This window comes from Pseudomonas sp. NPDC098747 (assembly GCF_044760045.1).
GTDB lineage: Bacteria > Pseudomonadota > Gammaproteobacteria > Pseudomonadales > Pseudomonadaceae > Aquipseudomonas.
In genome coordinates this window covers 41,084-61,144 of sequence record NZ_JBIWAL010000012.1, presented here as the reverse complement: position 1 = coordinate 61,144, position 20,061 = coordinate 41,084, and the positions used below count along the sequence as shown (strand labels likewise).

General features: G+C 57.5%; 25 protein-coding genes. 18 read left to right on the top strand and 7 right to left on the bottom strand.

Annotated features, from left to right (window positions below):
* The first annotated feature begins 71 nt into the window (after positions 1-71).
* Positions 72-614, top strand: coding sequence for a helix-turn-helix domain-containing protein (locus tag ACIQVE_RS10525; RefSeq protein WP_047598046.1), 543 nt, complete (start codon positions 72-74; stop codon positions 612-614).
* Positions 615-701: 87 nt separating this feature from the next.
* On the opposite strand, the gene ACIQVE_RS10520 is transcribed toward ACIQVE_RS10525, so the two are convergent.
* The gene (locus ACIQVE_RS10520) at positions 702-1,721 is read right to left on the bottom strand and encodes a DUF4917 family protein (RefSeq protein WP_402807610.1); all 1,020 of its coding nucleotides are present in this window, start codon (positions 1,719-1,721) and stop codon (positions 702-704) included.
* Positions 1,722-1,876: 155 nt separating this feature from the next.
* Here ACIQVE_RS10520 and yiaY point away from each other — a divergent pair, with 155 nt between their 5' ends.
* Positions 1,877-3,025, top strand: coding sequence for an L-threonine dehydrogenase (yiaY, locus tag ACIQVE_RS10515; protein WP_402807608.1), 1,149 nt, complete (start codon positions 1,877-1,879; stop codon positions 3,023-3,025).
* Positions 3,026-3,116: 91 nt separating this feature from the next.
* Here yiaY and ACIQVE_RS10510 read toward each other — a convergent pair whose 3' ends face one another.
* Positions 3,117-3,602 carry a DMT family transporter gene (locus ACIQVE_RS10510; RefSeq protein WP_402807606.1) on the bottom strand — a complete coding sequence of 162 codons (486 nt, stop codon included), beginning with the start codon at positions 3,600-3,602 and terminating at the stop codon, positions 3,117-3,119.
* Positions 3,603-3,678: 76 nt separating this feature from the next.
* On the opposite strand from ACIQVE_RS10510, the gene ACIQVE_RS10505 reads away from it, so the two are divergent.
* Entirely contained in the window at positions 3,679-4,602 is a 924-nt protein-coding gene (locus ACIQVE_RS10505) for a LysR substrate-binding domain-containing protein (protein ID WP_402807604.1), read from the top strand.
* Between the two features lie 7 nt (positions 4,603-4,609).
* On the opposite strand, the gene ACIQVE_RS10500 is transcribed toward ACIQVE_RS10505, so the two are convergent.
* Together ACIQVE_RS10500 and ACIQVE_RS10495 are read right to left on the bottom strand one after the other, a co-directional pair.
* A complete protein-coding gene (locus ACIQVE_RS10500; RefSeq protein ID WP_402807602.1) occupies positions 4,610-4,894 on the bottom strand; it encodes a type II toxin-antitoxin system RelE/ParE family toxin in 285 nt (94 codons plus the stop codon).
* Entirely contained in the window at positions 4,884-5,123 is a 240-nt protein-coding gene (locus tag ACIQVE_RS10495) for a CopG family ribbon-helix-helix protein (RefSeq protein ID WP_402807600.1), read from the bottom strand. Before ACIQVE_RS10495 ends, ACIQVE_RS10500 begins: the two co-directional genes overlap by 11 nt.
* A gap of 175 nt (positions 5,124-5,298) precedes the next feature.
* Between ACIQVE_RS10495 and ACIQVE_RS10490 the strand changes: the two genes are divergently transcribed.
* The 6 genes from ACIQVE_RS10490 (at position 5,299) to ACIQVE_RS10465 (ending at position 8,756) form a co-directional block, all read left to right on the top strand.
* Entirely contained in the window at positions 5,299-6,018 is a 720-nt protein-coding gene (locus ACIQVE_RS10490; RefSeq protein ID WP_402807598.1) for a hypothetical protein, read from the top strand.
* A gap of 38 nt (positions 6,019-6,056) precedes the next feature.
* Positions 6,057-6,773, top strand: coding sequence for a hypothetical protein (locus ACIQVE_RS10485; protein WP_402807597.1), 717 nt, complete (start codon positions 6,057-6,059; stop codon positions 6,771-6,773).
* Positions 6,774-6,777: 4 nt separating this feature from the next.
* Positions 6,778-7,194: a fosfomycin resistance glutathione transferase gene (gene fos / locus ACIQVE_RS10480; protein WP_402807595.1), complete on the top strand. Its 417-nt coding sequence runs from the start codon at positions 6,778-6,780 to the stop codon at positions 7,192-7,194.
* 60 nt (positions 7,195-7,254) lie between these two features.
* The gene (locus tag ACIQVE_RS10475) at positions 7,255-7,893 is read left to right on the top strand and encodes a LysE family translocator (protein WP_402807593.1); all 639 of its coding nucleotides are present in this window, start codon (positions 7,255-7,257) and stop codon (positions 7,891-7,893) included.
* 125 nt (positions 7,894-8,018) lie between these two features.
* A complete protein-coding gene (locus ACIQVE_RS10470) occupies positions 8,019-8,177 on the top strand; it encodes a KGG domain-containing protein (protein WP_402807591.1) in 159 nt (52 codons plus the stop codon).
* 75 nt (positions 8,178-8,252) lie between these two features.
* A complete protein-coding gene (locus ACIQVE_RS10465) occupies positions 8,253-8,756 on the top strand; it encodes a DUF4142 domain-containing protein (protein WP_402807588.1) in 504 nt (167 codons plus the stop codon).
* 94 nt (positions 8,757-8,850) lie between these two features.
* On the opposite strand, the gene ACIQVE_RS10460 is transcribed toward ACIQVE_RS10465, so the two are convergent.
* Complete coding sequence (locus ACIQVE_RS10460) at positions 8,851-9,261, bottom strand: low affinity iron permease family protein (RefSeq protein WP_402807586.1); 411 nt, start codon at positions 9,259-9,261, stop codon at positions 8,851-8,853.
* A 222-nt stretch (positions 9,262-9,483) separates the two neighbouring features.
* On the opposite strand from ACIQVE_RS10460, the gene ACIQVE_RS10455 reads away from it, so the two are divergent.
* The gene (locus ACIQVE_RS10455) at positions 9,484-10,569 is read left to right on the top strand and encodes a type I restriction endonuclease (RefSeq protein ID WP_402807583.1); all 1,086 of its coding nucleotides are present in this window, start codon (positions 9,484-9,486) and stop codon (positions 10,567-10,569) included.
* Between the two features lie 40 nt (positions 10,570-10,609).
* Here ACIQVE_RS10455 and ACIQVE_RS10450 read toward each other — a convergent pair whose 3' ends face one another.
* Both ACIQVE_RS10450 and ACIQVE_RS10445 read right to left on the bottom strand, forming a co-directional pair.
* Entirely contained in the window at positions 10,610-11,149 is a 540-nt protein-coding gene (locus tag ACIQVE_RS10450) for an AidA/PixA family protein (protein ID WP_402807580.1), read from the bottom strand.
* 125 nt (positions 11,150-11,274) lie between these two features.
* On the bottom strand, positions 11,275-11,778 hold the full coding sequence (locus tag ACIQVE_RS10445) for an inclusion body family protein (protein ID WP_402807578.1): 504 nt from the start codon (positions 11,776-11,778) through the stop codon (positions 11,275-11,277).
* A 371-nt stretch (positions 11,779-12,149) separates the two neighbouring features.
* Here ACIQVE_RS10445 and tam point away from each other — a divergent pair, with 371 nt between their 5' ends.
* The 8 genes from tam to ACIQVE_RS10405 all read left to right on the top strand — a co-directional run bounded on the left by tam (position 12,150) and on the right by ACIQVE_RS10405 (position 20,059).
* A complete protein-coding gene (tam, locus tag ACIQVE_RS10440; protein ID WP_402807576.1) occupies positions 12,150-12,923 on the top strand; it encodes a trans-aconitate 2-methyltransferase in 774 nt (257 codons plus the stop codon).
* A 165-nt stretch (positions 12,924-13,088) separates the two neighbouring features.
* The gene (locus ACIQVE_RS10435) at positions 13,089-14,090 is read left to right on the top strand and encodes an ATP-grasp domain-containing protein (RefSeq protein ID WP_402807573.1); all 1,002 of its coding nucleotides are present in this window, start codon (positions 13,089-13,091) and stop codon (positions 14,088-14,090) included.
* A 93-nt stretch (positions 14,091-14,183) separates the two neighbouring features.
* Complete coding sequence (locus ACIQVE_RS10430; protein WP_402807570.1) at positions 14,184-15,323, top strand: trypsin-like peptidase domain-containing protein; 1,140 nt, start codon at positions 14,184-14,186, stop codon at positions 15,321-15,323.
* A gap of 71 nt (positions 15,324-15,394) precedes the next feature.
* Positions 15,395-16,522: a phosphoribosyltransferase domain-containing protein gene (locus tag ACIQVE_RS10425; protein WP_402807567.1), complete on the top strand. Its 1,128-nt coding sequence runs from the start codon at positions 15,395-15,397 to the stop codon at positions 16,520-16,522.
* A complete protein-coding gene (locus ACIQVE_RS10420) occupies positions 16,512-17,270 on the top strand; it encodes a trehalose phosphatase (RefSeq protein WP_402807565.1) in 759 nt (252 codons plus the stop codon). The genes ACIQVE_RS10425 and ACIQVE_RS10420 overlap by 11 nt, the downstream gene beginning before the upstream one ends.
* Complete coding sequence (locus tag ACIQVE_RS10415) at positions 17,263-18,357, top strand: cysteine protease StiP family protein (protein ID WP_402807563.1); 1,095 nt, start codon at positions 17,263-17,265, stop codon at positions 18,355-18,357. Before ACIQVE_RS10420 ends, ACIQVE_RS10415 begins: the two co-directional genes overlap by 8 nt.
* Positions 18,357-19,307: an HpcH/HpaI aldolase/citrate lyase family protein gene (locus tag ACIQVE_RS10410; RefSeq protein WP_402807561.1), complete on the top strand. Its 951-nt coding sequence runs from the start codon at positions 18,357-18,359 to the stop codon at positions 19,305-19,307. Before ACIQVE_RS10415 ends, ACIQVE_RS10410 begins: the two co-directional genes overlap by 1 nt.
* Entirely contained in the window at positions 19,304-20,059 is a 756-nt protein-coding gene (locus ACIQVE_RS10405; RefSeq protein WP_402807558.1) for an HAD-IB family hydrolase, read from the top strand. Before ACIQVE_RS10410 ends, ACIQVE_RS10405 begins: the two co-directional genes overlap by 4 nt.
* Positions 20,060-20,061 lie beyond the last annotated feature (2 nt).

The following is a 20,061-nucleotide window of genomic DNA, read 5'->3' as shown; positions in this document are numbered from 1 at the left end:
AGAGGCTATATGACACAAAGTGTCATTGGCAAGCACAAATCGTCGCTTCCTTGATGGAATAACCGCTGCGCATGTCTATCCGTTTGAAATTACTGAGAAAAAAACTTGGCGTAACCCTTGAGGCATTGGCCGAGAAATCCGGCATGACCAAGAGTTATCTGTCGAAAGTCGAGCGCGGGTTGAACACCCCGTCGATTGCTGCCGCGTTGAAACTGGCCAAGGCCCTGAACGTGAAAGTCGAGGAATTGTTCTCCGAAGACAACGTCAGCCTCGACAGCTACAGCCTGGTGCGCAGCCACGAGCGCCAGTCATTGGCGGCCAATGATCAGAGCCCGGGTTATGCGGTGCTGGCGCATCAGGTCAGCGAGCGCAACCTGCTGCCGTTCATCATCTACCCGCCGAGCGAGTTCACCGACAAGACCTTCAAAGAGCATTTGGGCGAAGAGTTTTTGTTTGTCCACGAAGGGCAGGTGGAAGTGGATTTCATGAGCGAGCGAGTGCTGCTGGAGCGCGGGGATGCGCTGCATTTCAATGCGCAGAAGCCGCATCGGATTCGCTCGGTGGGCGAAGTGCAGGCGCAGTTGCTGGTGGTGGTGCACAGCTCAGAAGAATGAACCGAAAATCAAAAGATCGCAGCCTTCGGCAGCTCCTACAGAGATCAGTGTAGGAGCTGCCGCAGGCTGCGATCTTTTGATCTTGCTTCAAACCTCGACCGGCACCGACAGCTTCGTACTGCCCAACGCATGCGTCTTCGCATCAAAAAACCGCAACTCAGCCCCCGTCCCCTCAAACACTTTCGCGTAGTGGCGCTTCTGATGCTGAACGAACGCCGCGCTGCGCGGATAGATCGAGATCGCCACAACCGCAGGCTTTGCCAGGCGCAATGCCCGCACGATGTGGCTGTCCTGCTCGCCCAAGGCATGGCCGAAGATGCACAGGCTGCCGCGATGGCTCAATAACTGCTCGTAACAGAACGACAGATAATCCGAGCTGCGAATGGTCTTGAGCTTGTCGGCGCTCGGCCCTTCGGTGACGAACAGCGGCACGTCATCCAGCGTTTTGATCGTGTTGTTGATCGCAAAACTGCCGAGCAGCGTGCCCTCGGTAGAGGTCAGTTTGCGCGCGGTGCCATCCTGATTGCGCACCAGATGCAGACCGCCGTGCAGGTACAGCAAACGCGGTTTGGACGTAGCGGTTTCGCTGATATCGAAACTGGCATTGGCGCCATTGAACAGATCGTCGATGGCCTCGCTTTTGTGCTGCAGAGCCCAGAAGTTGAGCAAATCGTAATTGGTGGTGAACACCGTGCGATAGCGCGCCAGTTCTTCATTCAGCGTGGTTAGCGTTGAGGTCCGAACCAGCCGCCACGGAATGTGAAGGGCGTGCACGGTGTTGATCAACGCTTCCTTGATCGCGTAGTAGCGATTGCGCGGTGCGGCCGAACTGACGGCCAACGCCTTGTTCACGCGACTGGTGGTTTTCAGTGCGCTGAGGACCTGCTCGAAGCTGTGCGTCTGCATCGCGTCGAACACCGCCAGTTCCGACGCGCTCAGGGGTTTTTCTTCCACAGTGCGGGCGTTTTCAAACAGCGAGTCGTAACCGAAGTCGTCCCAAACGGCCCGGCTGGCGCCGTTACCCACCAGCAAACCGTTGAAGTCGGTTGCGGCGCGCAGGGTATTCCAGTCTTCGAGGGTGGCGTCGACATCCAGAAAATCGCTCATTACTTGGCACATCTCAAAACATAGGGGCTGATGGGCGGCGACTTTATCACGAGCGGACATTGAGCCAGATCAACATCCGCCGTGACCGATGGGTCGATCCTGTGTGCATCCGTCGGATCGGAGCAGTCGATTCGGCCCTAGTCAGGAGAAACACGATGAGCAGCACCTTCTTCATTCCGGCGGTCAACATCATGGGCAATGGATGCCTCGACGAAGCCATGGTCGCGATCCGCAACTACGGTTTTCGCAAGGCGCTGATTGTCACCGACGCGGGGCTGGCCAAGGCCGGCGTGGCGGCCATGGTGGCGGAGAAACTGGCGATGCAGGACATCGACTCGGTGATCTTCGACGGCGCCAAACCGAACCCGAGCATCGCCAATGTCGAGTGCGGTCTGGGCCTGCTCAAGGAAAGTCACTGTGATTTCGTGGTGTCGCTGGGCGGTGGTTCGCCGCACGACTGCGCCAAGGGCATCGCGCTGTGTGCGACCAATGGCGGGCAGATTCGCGATTACGAGGGCGTTGATCAATCGAGCAAGCCGCAACTGCCGCTGATCGCCATCAACACCACCGCCGGCACCGCCAGCGAGATGACCCGGTTCTGCATCATCACCGACGAATCGCGCCACGTGAAAATGGCCATCGTCGACCGCAACGTCACGCCGCTACTGTCGGTCAACGACCCGGCGCTGATGGTCGGCATGCCAAAAAGCCTGACCGCCGCCACCGGTATGGACGCCCTGACTCACGCGATCGAAGCCTACGTCTCGACCGCCGCCAACCCGATCACTGACGCCTGTGCGCTGAAGGCCATGACCCTGATCAGCAACAACCTGCGCCTGGCCGTGCGCGACGGCAGCGACCTCGCCGCACGGGAGAACATGGCTTTTGCGCAGTTCCTCGCCGGCATGGCGTTCAACAATGCGTCGCTGGGCTACGTGCACGCGATGGCGCACCAGTTGGGCGGTTACTACGACTTGCCTCATGGCGTCTGCAACGCCGTGCTGCTGCCGCATGTGCAGACGTTCAATGCGCTGGTGTGTGCCGACCGGCTCACCGATGTCGCCCATGCCATGGGTGCCGATGTTCACGGTTTGAGCCCGGAAGAGGGCGCGCAGGCGGCGATCACTGCGATCCGTTGTATGGCCAGAGACGTTGAAATACCGGGCGGCTTGCGGGATCTGGGCGCGAAGCTTTCCGACATCCCGATTCTCGCCACCAACGCCCTGAAAGACGCTTGCGGGCTGACCAATCCACGCGCGGCGGATCAGCGGCAGATCGAAGAGATTTTCCGCAACGCGTTCTAGATATTCGGGCGAAGATCAAAAGATCGCAGCCTGCGGCAGCTCCTACACCGGTCCCATGTAGGAGCTGCCGCAGGCTGCGATCTTTTGCTTTTTACTGCGGTGAAAAAACCCTCACTGTCGAATCCCCAAACTGAATCAACACCACTCCCGCAATCAGCAACACCGCGCCAAATACTCGCGGCAATGTCAGCTGCTTCTCCACCAACCCGAACAGCCCGAAATGATCCAGCACCATCGAGGCAATGACCTGCCCGGCCAACGCCAGCGCGACAAATCCCGACGCGCCGAGTTTGGGCAAAAGCATCACCGCCAGCGCCACAAAGCACACGCCGAACGCGCCACCTGCCCACATCCACAACGGCGCCTTGCTAATAAATGCCACTGACGGCAACGGCAAACGCAACGCCAGAATCACTGGCAACAACACCAGCACACTCACCAGCAGCGACGCCAATGTCGCCCACAACGGATGCCCCAGTCCGCGCGCCAGATTGCTATTGATTGCACTTTGAAACGGCACCACCGCGCCGGCGAAAGCGGCCAAGGCAAGCAATCCGGCCCAATGCAACGTACTCATGATCATCCTCCACAGGTTTTGCTGGACTCTAGGCTATTCGTCGCGCAGATTTAAATTCCGTTTTGTCATCCGGAACATGCATCAGATGAATGATCTGCGCCGTATCGACCTCAATCTGCTGGTGATCCTCGACGCCTTGCTCAGCGAACAACACGTCACCCGCGCCGCCGAGCGTTTGCACCTCAGCCAACCGGCGGTCAGCCATGCGCTGGCGCGATTGCGTGACTTGCTTGGAGACCCATTGCTGGTACGCGCAGGCTCTGGTCTTGTGCCCTCCGCGCGGGCCCTGGAGCTGGTCGCGCCATTGGCCGAAGCGCTGGCCCAGGTGCAGTCGCTGCTGGCTCCCAACACCTTCGATCCGGCGAGTGCGCGCCGCACCTTTCGCGTGGCGATGTCCGACTACGGTGCAGCGATCATCCTGCCCGCGCTGATCCGCACCCTGCGCCGCGAAGCGCCGGGAATCGACTTGCAAATCAGCCACGCCAGTCGCGAAGGCATGCTTGAAGGGGTGCTCAACGGCGATATCGATGTGGCCGCCGGCGTATTCCCGGAAATGCCCAACGAATTGCGCAGCACGCTGCTGTTTGAAGAGCGCTATGTGTGCTTGCTGGATCGCGCAAGTTTGCCTGCCGAGGGCGTTCTGGATCTGCCGACCTACCTGTCCCGCCCGCATGTGTTGCTGGAAATGCGAGGCAGTGGCACGCCGGAAATCGAACGCGCGTTAACCTCACTGCGTGAGCGCCGCCGCGTCGCCATCAGCTTGCCGCACTGGAACGTCGCGCCACAGTTCATCAGCGGCACGGATCTGATTCTTACGGTGTCGTCGCGGGGGTTGCGGGATATTGATCAGCGCGAACTTGTCATCGTGCCGCCGCCGTTCGAAATTCCGCCGTTTACGTTTGTGCTGGCGTGGCATAAGCGCCGGGGCGGGGATCAGGCGTTGAGTTGGTTGAATCGCAGGATTGAGGAGGGGATTGAACGGATCGCAAACGCTGTATGAACGTCTTCTACCACTTGCTGGGCGGGAGTCGACGAGTGTGGAAGATGCGCAACACTTGTACCTTGCCTTGGCGGACACGGTAAGGAATCAAATAGGGAAGATCAGGAAGCGCCCATTCTCGTGTTCCAGCCAGACGTCCCTCCCGCCCGGAGGCAGGAAAACGAGCGAGATGATCTACGCGAGCCAGTATGGTCTGAACAAATTCTGAAGCAGCTTTCGGATTTTCAAGCGCGATGTAGGCAGCTTCGTCATCGAGATTCTTTAACGCAGTTCGCAGCCACTCAACGCGCATTCGCATTCCATTTGTCAGCAATAGCTCTCACTTCGTCAGCAGATGCGAAATCCCCGGCGTCGGCCTCTTTCAGCGCCTGCTGTATCTCTTCGACCTGCCAGGCTTCCCGCGCCAGATATTCGCGCAATGCATCCACCGCCAGGTAAGACTTGCTGCGACCGGTCGCTTTGGCGAGATTGGCGAGCGTATCGGCGATTTCGTCTGGGATACGCAAGGACATGACGGACATGGTGAACTCGGTGTAGTGGTTTGTAATACGTAACACTACAGTGTGGTTTGCAGGAATGGCTAGCTCCGCTGGTCTATCTCGAGTATTTGATGATGGCGATTTGGTATTTTTCCGGTTGAAACGGTTAGTTGAGGAGGGGATAGTGCGCGGCTGAAACCTTATCAAGGAGCGGCAAGTGACAGTGAAGTCTGCATTGATCGGGTGTGTGGTGTTGGCAGGGTGGTTGATGGCGGGGCAGGTGTTTGCTGCTTGCACGCCGCCAGCCGTTGCGGGGGAGGAAATGTCTGCCTGCAAAGATTGGCCGGCCTACCCGGGGCTTACCATCAGCGCCTCGACTCGGTTTGAGCCTGGTACCGCCAAAGCGCTTGCTGCCCACGATCTGGACTTGTCCGTGTTGCAGGATGGCCAACCGAGTCCGATTGCCTCTTTTCATCAGCGCGCTGCTTTCGTAATGGATGGCGCCCGCTTGCAAGAGCTGACGCTCGACACGGCACGCTACAAACTTACCCCCGAACTTCGAGCCTTTGGCGTGCGTGCACGCCTGACTAACGGCTCTCGCCTCAATCCGATGGAGGAAGTTCAACTCTCGCTCTACGTGAAGGAGGGCGAAAAGCTGCGCCCAGCCCTGCGTAAGCTGGTGGTTTATGAGTATGGCGGCGAGTGGGATGACAACTGCGCTGGTGAGCGTTTTGAGATTTCACGAACCGTCGATATGGCTAAAACGACCTCCCACGGTTTTGCAGATTTGATCGTCAAAACCCAGGAAACAGGCACGACAAATGTGGTTGAAGGCGACGCTTGTGAAGATAAAACCACCGTACACACACCAGTTTTGACAACGTTGCATTACGACGGAAAGACTTACGTTTTGCCGCCCGGTTTCAAAGGTCTTTGATTGACCTGCTAAACACGACATTTTATCAAGGAAGAACAATGCTCACGCCCACCAGACTTCTTGTCGCCCTCGGTTTTCTGGCCATCACCGCCCAGGCCCAAGCCGCCTGCACCACAAAGGCCTTCGACGGCCAGTCACTGTCGCGCTGCATCGTCTGGCCGGCCTTCCCGACTCAGGCGATCGCGGTCAAGTCCACGTACCTTGCCGACTCGGGTGGCGACGATGCCGGGGTGTTCGATCTGGATCTGTCGATCGTCAATGCCAGCAATGCAAACCCCATCGCCACTTACCGCAAGCCTGGCGCTTACAACTCCGATGCCGTGCGCTTCGATGACCTGCGCATCGACACCGGTCGCTACCGACTGGCGCCGAATGTTCGCGCGTTTGGTCTGCGCTCGAAGTTCGTGCACAGCTCCCATGCCATTCCCTACGAAAAAACCGATCTGGCGCTGTATGTCCGCGAGGGCAACAACCTGCGCCCGGTATTGGAAGGCTTGGTGGTCTTCAAAGACAACGGCGAATTCATGAGTGACTGCGAGGGTTATTCCAGGCAAATCCGCAGGACTGTCGAGATGGGGCCTTCGAGTCACCATGGTTTCGCCGATTTGATCATCACCACCAGCGGCAGCAAAATGAACGACGCCAAGTCGGGCAACCAGTGCGTTTCCAGAACCACTCACCTGAAGAAAACCCAGATAACCCTGACTTACGACGGCCAGCAGTACATCGTCCCCGAAGACTTCAGAGGTTACTGAACCGATGCTCACCGGCCTCAACCACCTGACCCTCGCCGTCAGCGATCTGAATCGCAGCCTGGCGTTTTACCGCGATGTGCTGCAGTTGCGCGTCGAAGCGACGTGGGACACCGGCGCCTATCTGTCGCTGCCGGGGTTGTGGCTGTGCCTTTCGCTTGATTCGAAACGCAGTGCCCAGACGTGCGGCGATTACACCCATTACGCCTTCAGCCTCAGCGCGGTGGATTTCCCGGTTTTCGTACAGAGGCTAAAAGCGGCAAACGTTCAGGAATGGCGGGATAACCGCAGTGAAGGTGCTTCGTTTTACTTTCTCGATCCCGACGGTCACCAGCTCGAAGCCCACGTCGGCGATCTCGCTTCGCGGCTGGCGGCGTGTCGGCAAAAACCGTATGCCGGCATGCGTTTTTACGACGTGCCGTGATCAGACAGATTTCGCTGATATAGACTGGCCGCCACATCTTCCGGCGTTTGCAGGTTACCCATGACTCCATCGTTGCTACTGGCCGTGCTGGCCTCGGGTTTCATTTACGGCATCACGCCCGGGCCGGGTGTGCTGGCGGTGTTCGGCATAGGTGCGGCGCATGGGCGGCGTGCTGGCGCGGGTTTTCTCTGCGGGCATCTGCTGGGCGATGTGGTCTGGTGCAGCACCGCGCTGATCGCGATTGTCGGTGCGCGGGAAATCGGCAGCACCGCTTTTGATGTGCTTGGCGTACTCAGCGGCTTGTACCTGTTCTGGCTCGGTTGGCGTGCAGTGCGTGCCCAACGCCGCAGCGATGATCAACCGCAGGGCGCGGCGCGCAATCCGTTCTGGCACGGCATCCTGTTCGGCCTGACCAATCCCAAAGCCTACCCGGTGGCAGTGGCGACGTTTACCGCGCTGCTGTCGAGCCGCGCCGAACTCCTCAACTGGTCGATGCTGCCAGCGCTGATCGCCCTGAGTTTCCTCGGCGGACTGCTCGCCTACGCGATTCTGATTGGCGTGGTTGGTGCGCAGCGCGTGCGCACGGTGTACCAGCGTCACGAACTGCTGATCACTCGGTTGTGCGGTGTGATGTTCATTGGTTTTGCCATCAATGCGCTAATGCATGCACTGCCGGGACTGCTGCCGAACAAGGCTTGATTGGCTCGCCGCGGTTTCACCGTTCGTCGCAGCGATGACAATCTTTCTAAACCTTTGCCGGCCAGAAAATTCTCAATCTAGGCGGGCACCTGCTCGCCACGATCATTACCAAGAGGTAGAGAATCATGCCTAATTCAAGAAACTCGAACTCGGGAAACTTCGCCAACGATCGAACGAAGGCTGCTGAAGCTGGTCGCAAAGGTGGGAAAACCACCACAACGACGGTCGATAAAGAGCCTGCGAAAACAGAAATGGGCCGCAAGCCTGCTCAGAAATCGAAGTAGTCGGTGAAGGTAGTTTTGATTGAGAGGCGGGGGCGCAAGCTCCCGCTTGAATTCAGCAAGAAGGAGGGCGCGACCATGAGCCGGATGGCCACCCAGTTACGACGTTTAAGTTTTGTCACGCTGTTGGGATTGTTCGCCAGCAGTGCGTTTGCCCAGTCGCCTGCCGAATTCATCAACGATGCTTCCGCCAAAGGCATGGCAGACATCGAGGCCAGCCGTTTGGCGCATCAGAAAACCGAATCCAAAGAGGTCAAGGACTTCACTATCGTCGTCATCAATGACCGCACCACGGCCAATCAGCATTTGGCGAAAATCGCCAAGAAGCTTGACCTGCCCGTCGCGCCGCGTGAAGAAATGGCCGACAAGGCCAAGGAATTGATCCCTGAAGTGAAAGACGGCGCAACCTTTGATCAGGCCTACGCCGCCAGTCAGGTCAAAGCCACTGAAGAGGCGATCAAGCAGATCCAGCAGGAGGCGCAAACCACCGAAGTGCCTGAGATCAAGGCCTTCGCCGATGAGACGCTGCCCAAGCTGCAGAATCACCTGCAGATGGCTCGGTCGCTGCAGGCTAGCCGCTGACCTGAACAAAAGATCAAAAGATCGCAGCCTGCGGCAGCTCCTACACAAATCCTCTGTAGGAGCTGCCGCAGGCTGCGATCTTTAGATTTTTGCATCAGCACTTATTTAAATCCTGCTTCGTCTTACCCTTGTCGCCCAACCCCTCAAGACTGAAAACCTCACCCTCGCCCAAACTACGGTAGTGCTTGCGCAGCGCTTCCAGCTGCTTCAGATCCAGCGCTTCGAGCCCCAGCATCGCGTTTTGGGCTTCCTTGTTTACTCGCAGCAACTCATCAAGTTTCAAATGCAGGATGTCGGTGTCGCGGTTCTGCGTGTTCTGGATCAGGAACACCATCAGGAACGTGATGATCGTCGTTGAGGTATTGATGATCAGCTGCCAGGTATCGTTGTAACCGAAAATCGGCCCACTCATTCCCCACAATCCAATCAGGATCAACGCCCCCATAAACGTCTTGGGACTGCCGGCCCACAGGGCGAGCTTCTGGGAAATCTTTGCGAATTTCATAGCCGTGTTCCTTATTGGGAGGTGCCTGAAATTCAGACACTCACGGCTTGATGAAAATTCTACTTACAACTACTTACCCTCGTTAAAAATCCTCAAGTCCCAAGCTCTGATAACGAGTTCCAAGCGGCGAACTTTCATTGTGCTGGTTTGTGTCTAGTATCAAGTGGCAATCAAATCGCCAGTATGTCAGGACACGGATTGAAACCACGCAAGGGGCCGCTCATGGAGTTTTTCGAAAAGTTAGCCAGTTTAGCTGCGAAAGTCAGATTGCAGAGCTCTGCAATTCAGACCGAGGAAGCGACAAAGAACGCGTTCGTGATGCCATTTATCAGCACCGTTTTGGGGTACGACGTCTTTGACCCGACAGAGGTAACTCCCGAATTCGTCTGCGACATAGGTACGAAAAAGGGAGAGAAAATCGATTACGCCATCATGAAAGACGGCGAAGTACAAATTCTCATCGAGTGTAAGAAAATAGGTGAGCCGCTCCACATCAACCATGCATCTCAGCTATTTCGCTACTTCCACGTCACAAGTGCACGCATCTCTATCCTGACTAACGGGCAGGTCTACAAATTTTTTACCGATCTGGACGCGCCGAACAAGATGGATGAAAAACCATTCTTGGAACTGGATCTGCTGGATATTGATGAGTACTCGGTACCTGAGTTGGTGAAATTGACGAAATCCGCTTTTGACGTCGACTCGATCATCAGCGCGGCCGGCGAACTCAAGTATGTAAGCCAGATAAAAAAGGTAATCGCAGCCCAGGTCAGTAAACCGGACGATGATTTCGTCAAGGTTTTCGCCTCTCGTGTTTACGATGGTGTGATCACGCAAAAAGTACGTGAGCAGTTTCATGAGCTGACACGAAAAGCCGTGGTGCAATTTCTCAACGACCAAATCAATGACCGGCTCAAATCTGCAATGAGCGGAGCAATCCAGCCTGCGTTGGCGTCTTTACCCTCATCTTCTGTCGGCACGGACTCCATAGATCCGCGCGACGAGTCGGATGACAAGGTTCTAACAACACTTGAAGAGTTGGAGGGGTATCACATCGTTCGTGCGCTGGTTCGGTCAGTGGTCGATGCCAAGCGAATTGTTCAGCGTGATACGCAGAGCTACTTCGGCATCCTGCTGGATGACAACAATCGCAAGCCGATCTGTCGCTTGCATTTCAATCGCTCGCAGAAGTATCTCGGTATTTTCGATGAGGAAAAAAATGAAACACGTCATCCGATCAACACTGTCGATGACATCTATGAGTATTCGGATCATCTGAAAAAGACGGTTGGATTTTACGACTGACAAAAAACCGGCCTTATTGGCCGGTTCTTTTTTCATTTGATTAATCTGTGATTTCGATTCCAACCGGCCATACGAAGTATCCCTTCGCCTCACATTGCTGATTGATCAGCATGAAATTCAACTCGCACTGGGCGGTGCCGGACGTCGTGGCTTTACAGACCCAGTAGTGATCGTCTGCCTTGTGGCTGCCAGGTTTCGTCGGGTTGACTGGATCAGGGGCAGGGACGGTCAGACCCGGGTGAACCTCTAGTCTGGGCGGCGTCATTACGGCGCTGTTGCCGACGGTCATGCTGTACACCACAACGCTGTGCTCGGCGATCAGGCTGATGGACCTGGCGCGAAAATGAAGGTTACGGCCAATCTCGACGGGAAGTTTGATATGGCTGTCATTTACAACTATTTTTTGCGAATTATGACCAGTGATGAAAAAGACCAGATCATTGGTAATGCTCGTCGGTTGGGTGACATCCATACTTGGCTTCGGATAGCGCGCAAGTACGGATTCGGCATCGATGATCAGCAACACATTGTGTGCGTTATTCACGGCAGTAGAGGGTGAAGGGATCGGTTGAGAAGTCATCATGGATTCCTTTCATGATGTTGGCGCATGGTGGCAACCGCTTCGGTCAATGCAAGACATCCTGTTCCGGCCGGGGCGGCATCGGATCGGTTGGGCCCCTCGTTGCCAAGGGACCCGACGCGTCATCAGTTGTGGATGGTAATGAACGGATCCCACGAGCAGCAGCCGATGATCTGGCAGTTGCGGTCGACGATCAGGAAGTGGAAGTGATAGGTCACGCGACCGCAAGACAGGGTTTCCGAAGACCAGTAATGGTTATCGACTTTCTGGCAACTGGGGACGGACGGATTGCTGGTGTTTGGTACGGCAACGCAGGCAGTGGCCTTGCGCGGCGAGGGTGGCGAGATCAGGTCAGCACCGGCATTACCGATGAATTTGTAGAAAATGACTGCCGTTTCAAAGCTCTGTGAAAGGCTGGTTTCACGCCAGCGGATCAAGTCGCCGACCTGCGCCTTGAGGTCCAGCTCGCCACCCGCCTGGCCGCTCACGACATTGTCCTGATTGGTGACCATGTACACATGATGCCAATCGATCAGGGTTGGCGAGGCGGGGTTCTTGCTGATGTTCGGGTACTTTTTCAGGATGGTTTCGGTGTCGATGGTAACCAGGATATCCGTAACGCGAGACATGGTAACGCTCCTTTTTTCATAGTGAGCGTCGGACTGCAATGCAGGCACGACGACGCTTGCTTGCCGTAAGGCTTTTGCGAGCACACTACTGGAGGAACCCACCGGTCATGGGAGATGAGCAGGCCGTGCTCCTTGCACGAATCGTATGAATCGGGTTCCTTCCGACTGCCGCAACTTGACTATAGGTAGGATTTTTTAGCTGTCAAAATTGCTTTTGTCTGGTTAGACGAACGGTCAGGTTCAGTATGGGGGCGACGAATTGGCAGTAGCGGTCAACAAGCTGACAGCGTTTTCCAATTGTCGCTCTGGAACTGTCTGCCGGGCTGCCTGTATCGTGACGCACCGCTGAAATATCCCGACTGGAGAACGCAATGAGTTGGTCCGCCAAACAGTACGTCGCTTTCGAAGATGAACGCACCCGCCCGGCCCGCGATCTGCTGGCCGCAATTCCCACGGCTGAAGCGCGATCTGTGGTCGATATCGGTTGCGGCCCGGGTAACTCGACGGAGTTGCTGGCGCAGCGTTTTCCTGGGGCGACAGTCAGCGGACTGGACAGCTCGGCAGACATGATCGCTGCCGCACGCAAGCGCTTGCCGCAATTGCAGTTCGATGTCGCCGAGATTGATCGATGGGCCGACGAGGGCCCTTTCGATGTGATCTTTGCCAATGCGGTGTTGCAATGGGTACCTGATCACACGACGTTGCTGCCGGCGCTGGCGGGCAAGCTTGCGGAGGGTGGCAGTCTGGCAATCCAGATGCCGGACAATCTCAATGAACCTTCCCATCGCTTGATGCGTGAAGTAGCGGCGAATGGCCCGTGGGCAAGCAAACTCGTTGACGCTGCTGGCCAGCGTACGGACATGGCGAGTGCCAGCGAGTACTTCTCGATGCTGCGACCGCACTGTGTGCGGGTTGATGTGTGGCGCACCACGTATCACCATCAATTGTCGGGTGGTGCTGCGGGGGTAATTGAGTGGTTCAAGGGCAGTGGGCTGATTCCGTTTCTGAGTCCGTTGACCGAGGCGGAGCAGGCGCAGTATCTGCAGCAATATCTGGCGGCTATCAAAAAGGCTTACCCGGCGCTGGCCGATGGATCGGTACTGTTGCCGTTTCCGCGGTTGTTTATCGTTGCGACCCGAGAGTAAACACTGAAAGCGTCCATGGCGCTTGCCGGGCACCAGAATCATTCGCAACGTTCCCCTTGAGTTTGCTCCGGAAGACGGTACTGTCCGCACCCATAGCGGAGGTATGGCGAACGTTCTCAGGAAATGTCGCGGCTTCCGGCGTAACTACAAGGGAGGGTAAGAATAGTGATCTGGTTTCTCGAAGGGCAGTCCAGTCAGCGGGACATCATTATTGGTGCGCGTGAAGCACTGCCTGCAGACGTGAAGATTTATGCCTCGCATCGACAGGATCGTCCCGAAATCACCTCGCTCGCCGACATCAGCTACGTCGAGCCTGCAGACAATCAGGAACGCATCGATTGGGTCATTGCCACCGCCCTGACTCAAAAAATCAAAGTTGTTCTGGCAGGTCGTGTTGGCCGGGAGTTCGAGCATGCTCGTGAGCGTTTCGAGCGGGCGGGCCTTGTGCTGGTCACTGGCGCGCTGTCCTTGAATACGTTTGATCTGGTCGATGACAAAAGCCAATTCACGGCCGAGGCGGAACGAGCGGGGCTTGCCTGTGTGCCGGCGATCACCGCGGTCAATGCCGATGAGTTGCTCGCGGCCTATCAGACCCTTGGCGCATTGGGCGAAGTCTGCATCAAACCTGCTGTGGGCATTTATGGCCAGGGTTTCTGGCGATTCAACGCAAATGCCGACCCTTTCCGTTGCTTCGCCAACCCCGATGCGCGTGAGGTCAGCTTTGACCTCTATATGGACGCCTATCGTTCGGCGCTTCAGCCACCCCCCCCAATGCTCGTGATGCCTTACATGCCGGGGAGCGAATGTTCAGTGGATATGGTGTGCGAAGCTGGTCGCCCGATTGCTTTCGTCAGTCGCCGTAAAAAAGGGTTACATCAAATTTGTGAGCGCGAGGGCGCAGCCGTGGAACTCGCCCTCAAGGCCGCCGAGCATTTTCAATGCGATGGCATCGTCAATGTCCAGACCCGTGACGATGCAGACGGCAAACCGTATCTGCTGGAGATCAACGCTCGCTACTCGGGTGGCATCGGTTACACCCGTGCGGCTGGATTGAACCTCGCTGGCATATTTGCCACTCGTCGGCTGGGTTTACCCGAGCCGCTGGGCGTTTGGCGGCCAAACATGCGCGTAAAAGGGATCACGGTTGCAGCCGTAGCATCATCCTGATGTTAAATAGACATATTAAGTCTGTTACCATTTGCGCGTTTGTGTCGTTCGATACACCCCAATGCAGGATGCAATACAAGGAGTTTTCAAGGAATGATGGTGCTCGCGCCTGGCGCAAACACCGCAGTATCAAGCGCCCGGAGTGAATGGACTCTGGAATGTGGAAACTCCTCGTCCTTTGGGGAGTACGCCGCGGTGGCCATATTGCCGGTTGACGAAAAACGCCGCCCGAAAGGTGATGCCGCCCTTTTCCAGACGCCTCGCGCGTGGATGGAATGGGTAGGGGATCAGCAAAAAGTCGGCTGCAAGCTGAACCTGGATGAGATTCCGGCGGGCAGCGATCGCGTACTTCTGGTGGTTTACACTTTTTCCTCGGTCGGCCCTGTCAGTGAGCTGAAAAACCTGCGCCTGCAGGTGGATGGTCAGATCGAGCATTCTCTGGATCTTCGCGAAAACGGCGAGTCCGCCATCATCATCGGCGAGTTTTACAATCGCAATCAGCAATGGAAATTTCGCGCGCTGGCCGAAGGCTCTGCCTACGGTCTGGCTGCACTCGGCCGGCGTATTGGCCTGGATATCGACGAAGCCCATCCTAAAGGGCGGCCGAACGCGCCAGGTTCCGGCAGATCCGCGGACAGCGCCACCGGGACCGCTTTTGCCGTATCCCCCACCCATGTCATGACCTGTGCTCACGTCATCGAAGGCATGCGCGAGATTCACATCGCCTCGTTTGACGGACGCTACCGTGTCGACCCCGTGGTGGTTGATCGGCGCAACGACATCGCGCTTTTACGGGTGATCGACTCTCCTGCGTTGAAGCCAGTAGCCTTCAAGTCCGGGTTCGGTTGCGATCTGGGGGAAGACATCGTCGCGTTGGGTTTCCCTTTGGCCGGTTTTGCCGGTGGCGGCGTCCACGTCACTCAAGGTGGCGTGTCGGCGCTGTTCGGTTTGCACAACGATGCCAGTCTTTTGCAGTTCACAGCCCCCATTCAACCGGGCTCCAGCGGTAGCCCGTTGTTTGATTTTTCCGGAGCTGTGATCGGTCTCGTCACCTCATCGGTACCCGATGCACAGAACATGAATTTTGCGGTGAAAGCATCGCTGCTTATTTCTTTCCTCGATGCCTGTCGTGTTGACGGCAAAAAAAATGCGTCTGGCCAGACGTTTACTGCAGCGCAACTGGCGCGCGAAGCACAAGCATCGATGTGGCGGGTGGAAGCCACAAATCTCTGATTCATCTTTGAATTGAAACCCATGGAAGAGGCGTTGGATTTTTGATCCCGCGCCAAGGCAGGAACTTGTTAATGGAATCTGATACAGCAACGAAAGCGCTGAGCGCACAACTGATGCGTGGGCGCCTGGACGTCATCGTTGATGATGCTGTCATTGCCCCCGACTCATTGTTTGGTTTTGCCGAGCGTCGTAATCCGAAGCGGGCATTCCTGTTCGTGTCCAAAGTGCTTGGACGACATATTCCAGTCCGTCCCTCGCTGATGGCTGCCAGTTTTGAAAGCCTGGCGGCGGAAATTCCGACGGATCTGCCGGGCCCGGTTCTGGTTATCGGCATGGCCGAAACCGCTGTCGGCCTTGGTGCCGGCGTACACCGCGCGTATAGCGCCACGCGCCCCGATACGGTCTACATGGTCAGCACCCGTCATCCTACGGGCACCGAGTTGTTTGCCCGTTTCGAGGAAGAGCACAGCCACGCCAGTGCGCACCTGATTCACTTGCCTGTCGATCCTCAAGTGCGTGAGCAGATGCTCAACGCCCGCTCTTTGGTGCTGGTCGATGACGAGGCCTCGACGGGCAAGACGTTCATCAATTTGCATCGGGCTCTGGTCGACGCCGGTCTGGATAAGATCGAGCAAGTGGTGACCTGTGTGCTGACCGATTGGTCCGGCGGCGCGGTGCGCGATGCATTGGGTGATTGCGCGCATCAGGTGTCCCTGTTGCAGGGCTCGTACCAATTCTTTGAAGACACCGATGCACCCCTGCCTGATATGCCGGCAGTGGGCACCATCGCCGCCGGTGACTGGCCGGTGAATGCCGACAATGACTGGGGCCGCCTCGGTGTCCGTACTGTCGCGGACACCTTGGCCCCCGGTCTTCAAGTGCAACCCGGCGAGCGGATTCTGGTGGTGGGCACCAGCGAGTTTGTCTGGCGTCCGTTCCTGCTGGCCGAACGTCTGGAACGTGCTGGCGCCGATGTCCATTTCAGTTCGACCAGCAGGTCGCCCATTGCGCTGGGTCATGCAATCGAGCACGCCTTATCGTTTGCCGACAACTACGGCCTGGGCATTCCCAACTTCCTCTACAACGTGCGCCCGGGTCAGTTCGACCGGGTGCTGATCTGTTCGGAAACCCCACAGCAGGCGGTTTCTGCCGAGTTGCTGAAAACCTTGAATGCGCAGGTGATCGTCGATGCCAAGTAACCGTCCCCTGACCCTGGTTGATCTCGACGACACGTTGTTTCAAACCGCACGCAAAATGAAAGAAGGCTCGCCACGCCACCCGGCGACCCTTGATGTCGACGGTCAGCCCAACGGTTACATGAGCTCGGTGCAGAAATCGATGGTTGAGTGGCTGCTGGCGACGACCGATGTGGTTGCGGTCACGGCGCGCAGTGTCGAAGCGTTCAGCCGGGTCAAGCTGCCATTCCGGCATGGCGCCATCTGTTCCCATGGCGGTGTGATTCTCGGTGCCGACGGCACGCTCGATGAGGCTTGGCAGGCGCGCATGAGCGACGTCCTGGCGGCCTATCAGAGCCGCCTGCCGGAGCTGAGTGAAGCAACGCTGGCCATTGGCAAACAACTGGGCATTTCCTTGCGCGGTTGGGTGGTCGAAGAGCAGGAGTTGCGCCATTACGTGGTGACCAAGCACAACGAATCCAATGACGAAGTTCTTGACGCGGTGCTGGCTGAAGTACAGGCGCAGGGTTTGCTGGAAGGCATGCATGTTCATGCCAATAGCAACAATCTGGCATTCCTGCCGCAGGGGCTGTCCAAGCAGGTAGCGGTTCAGGAGTGGTTGCGCCGTGATCGCGAAATCAACGGTGAGCGCCCTGTGCTGGGCTTCGGCGACAGCATCACCGATCTGGCTTTCATGGAGGAGTGCCACCTGTGGGCGACCCCGACGCGCAGCCAATTGGCCAAGCGCGCATGGGCTTCGATTCATGAGTGATGCCATCTCCAACCTGTCCACGGTGGGCAGCGCGAGCTATGCGCCGGATGACGTGCATTTCCTGCTGCAAGCCGTGCAGATGGACGTGACGGACGTCGAGGAAAAAGAGCGCCTGATTCAAACGAAGCAGAAGCACTATTCCGAAATGATCAGTCTGGAAACCGCGCCGAGCGATATCCACAAAGCACTTTACGAGCGTGTCCTGACACAGAACGGCGGGCGCATGGCGGCGGATGTGCAAGCGCTGGCGCTGGGTGTGAATGAAGCCTGTACCGGTTCTTCGATTGTGCTGGTGTCGTTCGTGCGCGCCGGGCTGCCGCTGGGTGTGCTGTTGCGTCGCGCACTGATTGAGATGGGGCGCGAAGTTTTCCATTACGGCATCAGCATCGTCCGTGATCGTGGCATCGATACGGTTGCTCTCGAAGCAATCATCCAGACCCACGGGGCCGAGAACATCGTCTTTGTCGATGGCTGGACCGGCAAGGGCGCGATCTGCGGCGAAATTCAGCGCAGCCTTGGCGCTGATGCGCGCTTCCCGAAATCTCCTCGGTTGGTCGTGCTGGCGGACCCTTGCGGTCGAGCCTGGATGGCAGCATCGGCAGAGGATTGGGTCATTCCATCCGGGATACTAGGGGCCACCGTTTCCGGTCTCGTTTCTCGTTCGATCTGGCCTGAAAACGGCGGACTGCATGGCTGTGTGGTCTATGACCACTTGCACGAGCACGATGTGACACAGGCGTTCATCGAGCAGATCGAAACCCGACGCAAAACTTTGGGTGTCGTTGCCAAAGCCACGCCGTGGACTGCTGAGCAGCGTCTTGAACTTCAGGGCGCGGCCACCCACGTCGTTGAATCGCTGGCGGCACGTTTTGACGTGACCAATTTAAATCGGGTCAAACCGGGCATCGCCGAGGCGACCCGCGCGGTCTTGCGCCGTGTTCCGCACCATGTGCTGATCCGCGACCGAAGCGACAGCGATGTGCAATTGCTCATGCACCTGACGGAAGCCGCCGGCGTGCCGGTCGAAGAGGTCGGCGCGCAGTTGGGCCCTTACCGTGCGGTGACGATTATTCGGAGTCTGGGCTGATGAAGACCCTTTCTCCTTATGCCCTCGGGGCCACGCTCTACATGCCCGCCACCCGCGCGGATCTGCTTGATGTGGTGTTCCGAAGCAAACTGCCGGAGCTTCGTTCGCTGGTGGTGTGCCTAGAGGATGCGGTCGCGGACATCGATATCGAGACAGCACTGGCCAACCTGCATGGCTTGCTGACGGTTATCGAACAACGGGGTGGGCGTCCCGAGGGCGGCCCTTTGTTGTTCGTGCGCCCGCGCGACTCGCAGATGGCCGCCGTACTCAACGACTGGCCGTTGATGGCGCATGTCGATGGATTCGTCATCCCGAAACTGACCCTTGCCAATCTGGGGGCCTGGGAGCAGGCAGTGACCAATCCAGCGCTATTCCTGATGCCGACACTGGAAACCACTGACGTCTTCAATCCAGGTGCCATGGTCGAATTGGGGCAAGCGCTCAAGGCCAGCCTCGACCAGCGAATCATCGCGCTGCGCATTGGTGGCAACGACTTGATGGGCAGCCTTGGCCTTCGTCGTAATCCGGCCACCACGCTTTACAGCACACCGATGGGATATGTCATTCCGATGTTGGCGGGTGTCATGGGTTCGCAAGGCTTTGCGTTGACGGCGCCGGTGTTCGAACAACTGGCGTCGCCGCAATTGCTGAAGGAAGAACTGGAATTTGATATCGCCCACGGACTGGTCGGCAAGACCGCCATTCATCCCAGTCAGATCGAGATCATTCAGGACACGTTGCGCGTCAGCCTTGAGGACTTCAACAGTGCCAAGCTGATCGTCAGCGACGTTGCCCCGGCCGTGTTCCGGCACAACGACGCGATGTGTGAGCCCGCGACCCACTACAAGTGGGCCACGCGGATTCTTGAGCGCGCGCAGTGGCACGGGGTCCGCCATGCGGAGGCCGGCGTCGGTGAAGTCTCGATTCGTCTCGCCGAGGCCGCCGGATGAAAGAGCAGATCGACAATTCAACCGAGCAGCAAAGGCCGGTCCTTGCAGTGTTCGACTTCGACGGCACGCTGACCCGGCACGACAGTTTCGTGCCGTTTTTGAAGTTTGCCTTCGGCACGCGCGAGTTTAATCGGCTCCTGCTCCGACTGGCGTTGCCCAGCCTGCGATTCGTTGTCCGGCGGATGAACCGTGACGAGCTCAAGGCGCAGTTGATCCGTACGTTTTTGACTGGTGTGAAACTTGAGTGGCTGCAACAGCAAGCCGCGAGTTATTGCGCGCTGGTCTGGCCGCGATTGATGCGTCCGTCAGGCCTGCTGGCGATCGAGGCCGAAATCAACTCCGGCGCAGTCGTAACGCTGTGTTCCGCTTCACCGGCGCTGGTATTGCAGCCCTTCGCTGAGCGTCTGGGCGTCAAGTTGATCGGTACTGAACTCGAGGTGGTGGACGGCGTTTTGACTGGGCACATCACCGGGGACAACTGCCGATGCGCGAACAAAGTCATGAGGCTGGAGGCGGTCTATGGGGTTTTGCAGCAGTTCCGGGTCAAGGCCTGGGGCGATACCCGCGGCGATCATGAGTTGCTTGCGGCCGCTGAAGAACCTCACTGGCGGCATTTTCATCCTGTATGGCGTCGTGGACGTCTACGGATAACCAATGGAAGAAACCCGGGCGTGCGCGCTGCGCAGGCCGACCCACATGTGGCGTCGACTTCCGATCGTCACATGAATACCGATGACCAACAAGGAGCGTAACG

What these genes read in the sequence shown, in the direction of transcription:
- ACIQVE_RS10525 (WP_047598046.1), top strand. Translation starts at nt 72, where the DNA reads ATGTCTATCCGTTTGAAATTACTGAGAAAAAAACTTGGCGTAACCCTT.
- ACIQVE_RS10520 (WP_402807610.1), bottom strand. Translation starts at nt 1,721, where the DNA reads ATGAGCGATTTTCTGGATGTCGACGCCACCCTCGAAGACTGGAATACC.
- yiaY (WP_402807608.1), top strand. Translation starts at nt 1,877, where the DNA reads ATGAGCAGCACCTTCTTCATTCCGGCGGTCAACATCATGGGCAATGGA.
- ACIQVE_RS10510 (WP_402807606.1), bottom strand. Translation starts at nt 3,602, where the DNA reads ATGAGTACGTTGCATTGGGCCGGATTGCTTGCCTTGGCCGCTTTCGCC.
- ACIQVE_RS10505 (WP_402807604.1), top strand. Translation starts at nt 3,679, where the DNA reads ATGCATCAGATGAATGATCTGCGCCGTATCGACCTCAATCTGCTGGTG.
- ACIQVE_RS10500 (WP_402807602.1), bottom strand. Translation starts at nt 4,894, where the DNA reads ATGCGCGTTGAGTGGCTGCGAACTGCGTTAAAGAATCTCGATGACGAA.
- ACIQVE_RS10495 (WP_402807600.1), bottom strand. Translation starts at nt 5,123, where the DNA reads ATGTCCGTCATGTCCTTGCGTATCCCAGACGAAATCGCCGATACGCTC.
- ACIQVE_RS10485 (WP_402807597.1), top strand. Translation starts at nt 6,057, where the DNA reads ATGCTCACGCCCACCAGACTTCTTGTCGCCCTCGGTTTTCTGGCCATC.
- fos (WP_402807595.1), top strand. Translation starts at nt 6,778, where the DNA reads ATGCTCACCGGCCTCAACCACCTGACCCTCGCCGTCAGCGATCTGAAT.
- ACIQVE_RS10475 (WP_402807593.1), top strand. Translation starts at nt 7,255, where the DNA reads ATGACTCCATCGTTGCTACTGGCCGTGCTGGCCTCGGGTTTCATTTAC.
- ACIQVE_RS10470 (WP_402807591.1), top strand. Translation starts at nt 8,019, where the DNA reads ATGCCTAATTCAAGAAACTCGAACTCGGGAAACTTCGCCAACGATCGA.
- ACIQVE_RS10465 (WP_402807588.1), top strand. Translation starts at nt 8,253, where the DNA reads ATGAGCCGGATGGCCACCCAGTTACGACGTTTAAGTTTTGTCACGCTG.
- ACIQVE_RS10460 (WP_402807586.1), bottom strand. Translation starts at nt 9,261, where the DNA reads ATGAAATTCGCAAAGATTTCCCAGAAGCTCGCCCTGTGGGCCGGCAGT.
- ACIQVE_RS10455 (WP_402807583.1), top strand. Translation starts at nt 9,484, where the DNA reads ATGGAGTTTTTCGAAAAGTTAGCCAGTTTAGCTGCGAAAGTCAGATTG.
- ACIQVE_RS10450 (WP_402807580.1), bottom strand. Translation starts at nt 11,149, where the DNA reads ATGACTTCTCAACCGATCCCTTCACCCTCTACTGCCGTGAATAACGCA.
- ACIQVE_RS10445 (WP_402807578.1), bottom strand. Translation starts at nt 11,778, where the DNA reads ATGTCTCGCGTTACGGATATCCTGGTTACCATCGACACCGAAACCATC.
- tam (WP_402807576.1), top strand. Translation starts at nt 12,150, where the DNA reads ATGAGTTGGTCCGCCAAACAGTACGTCGCTTTCGAAGATGAACGCACC.
- ACIQVE_RS10430 (WP_402807570.1), top strand. Translation starts at nt 14,184, where the DNA reads ATGATGGTGCTCGCGCCTGGCGCAAACACCGCAGTATCAAGCGCCCGG.
- ACIQVE_RS10425 (WP_402807567.1), top strand. Translation starts at nt 15,395, where the DNA reads ATGGAATCTGATACAGCAACGAAAGCGCTGAGCGCACAACTGATGCGT.
- ACIQVE_RS10420 (WP_402807565.1), top strand. Translation starts at nt 16,512, where the DNA reads ATGCCAAGTAACCGTCCCCTGACCCTGGTTGATCTCGACGACACGTTG.
- ACIQVE_RS10415 (WP_402807563.1), top strand. Translation starts at nt 17,263, where the DNA reads ATGAGTGATGCCATCTCCAACCTGTCCACGGTGGGCAGCGCGAGCTAT.
- ACIQVE_RS10410 (WP_402807561.1), top strand. Translation starts at nt 18,357, where the DNA reads ATGAAGACCCTTTCTCCTTATGCCCTCGGGGCCACGCTCTACATGCCC.
- ACIQVE_RS10405 (WP_402807558.1), top strand. Translation starts at nt 19,304, where the DNA reads ATGAAAGAGCAGATCGACAATTCAACCGAGCAGCAAAGGCCGGTCCTT.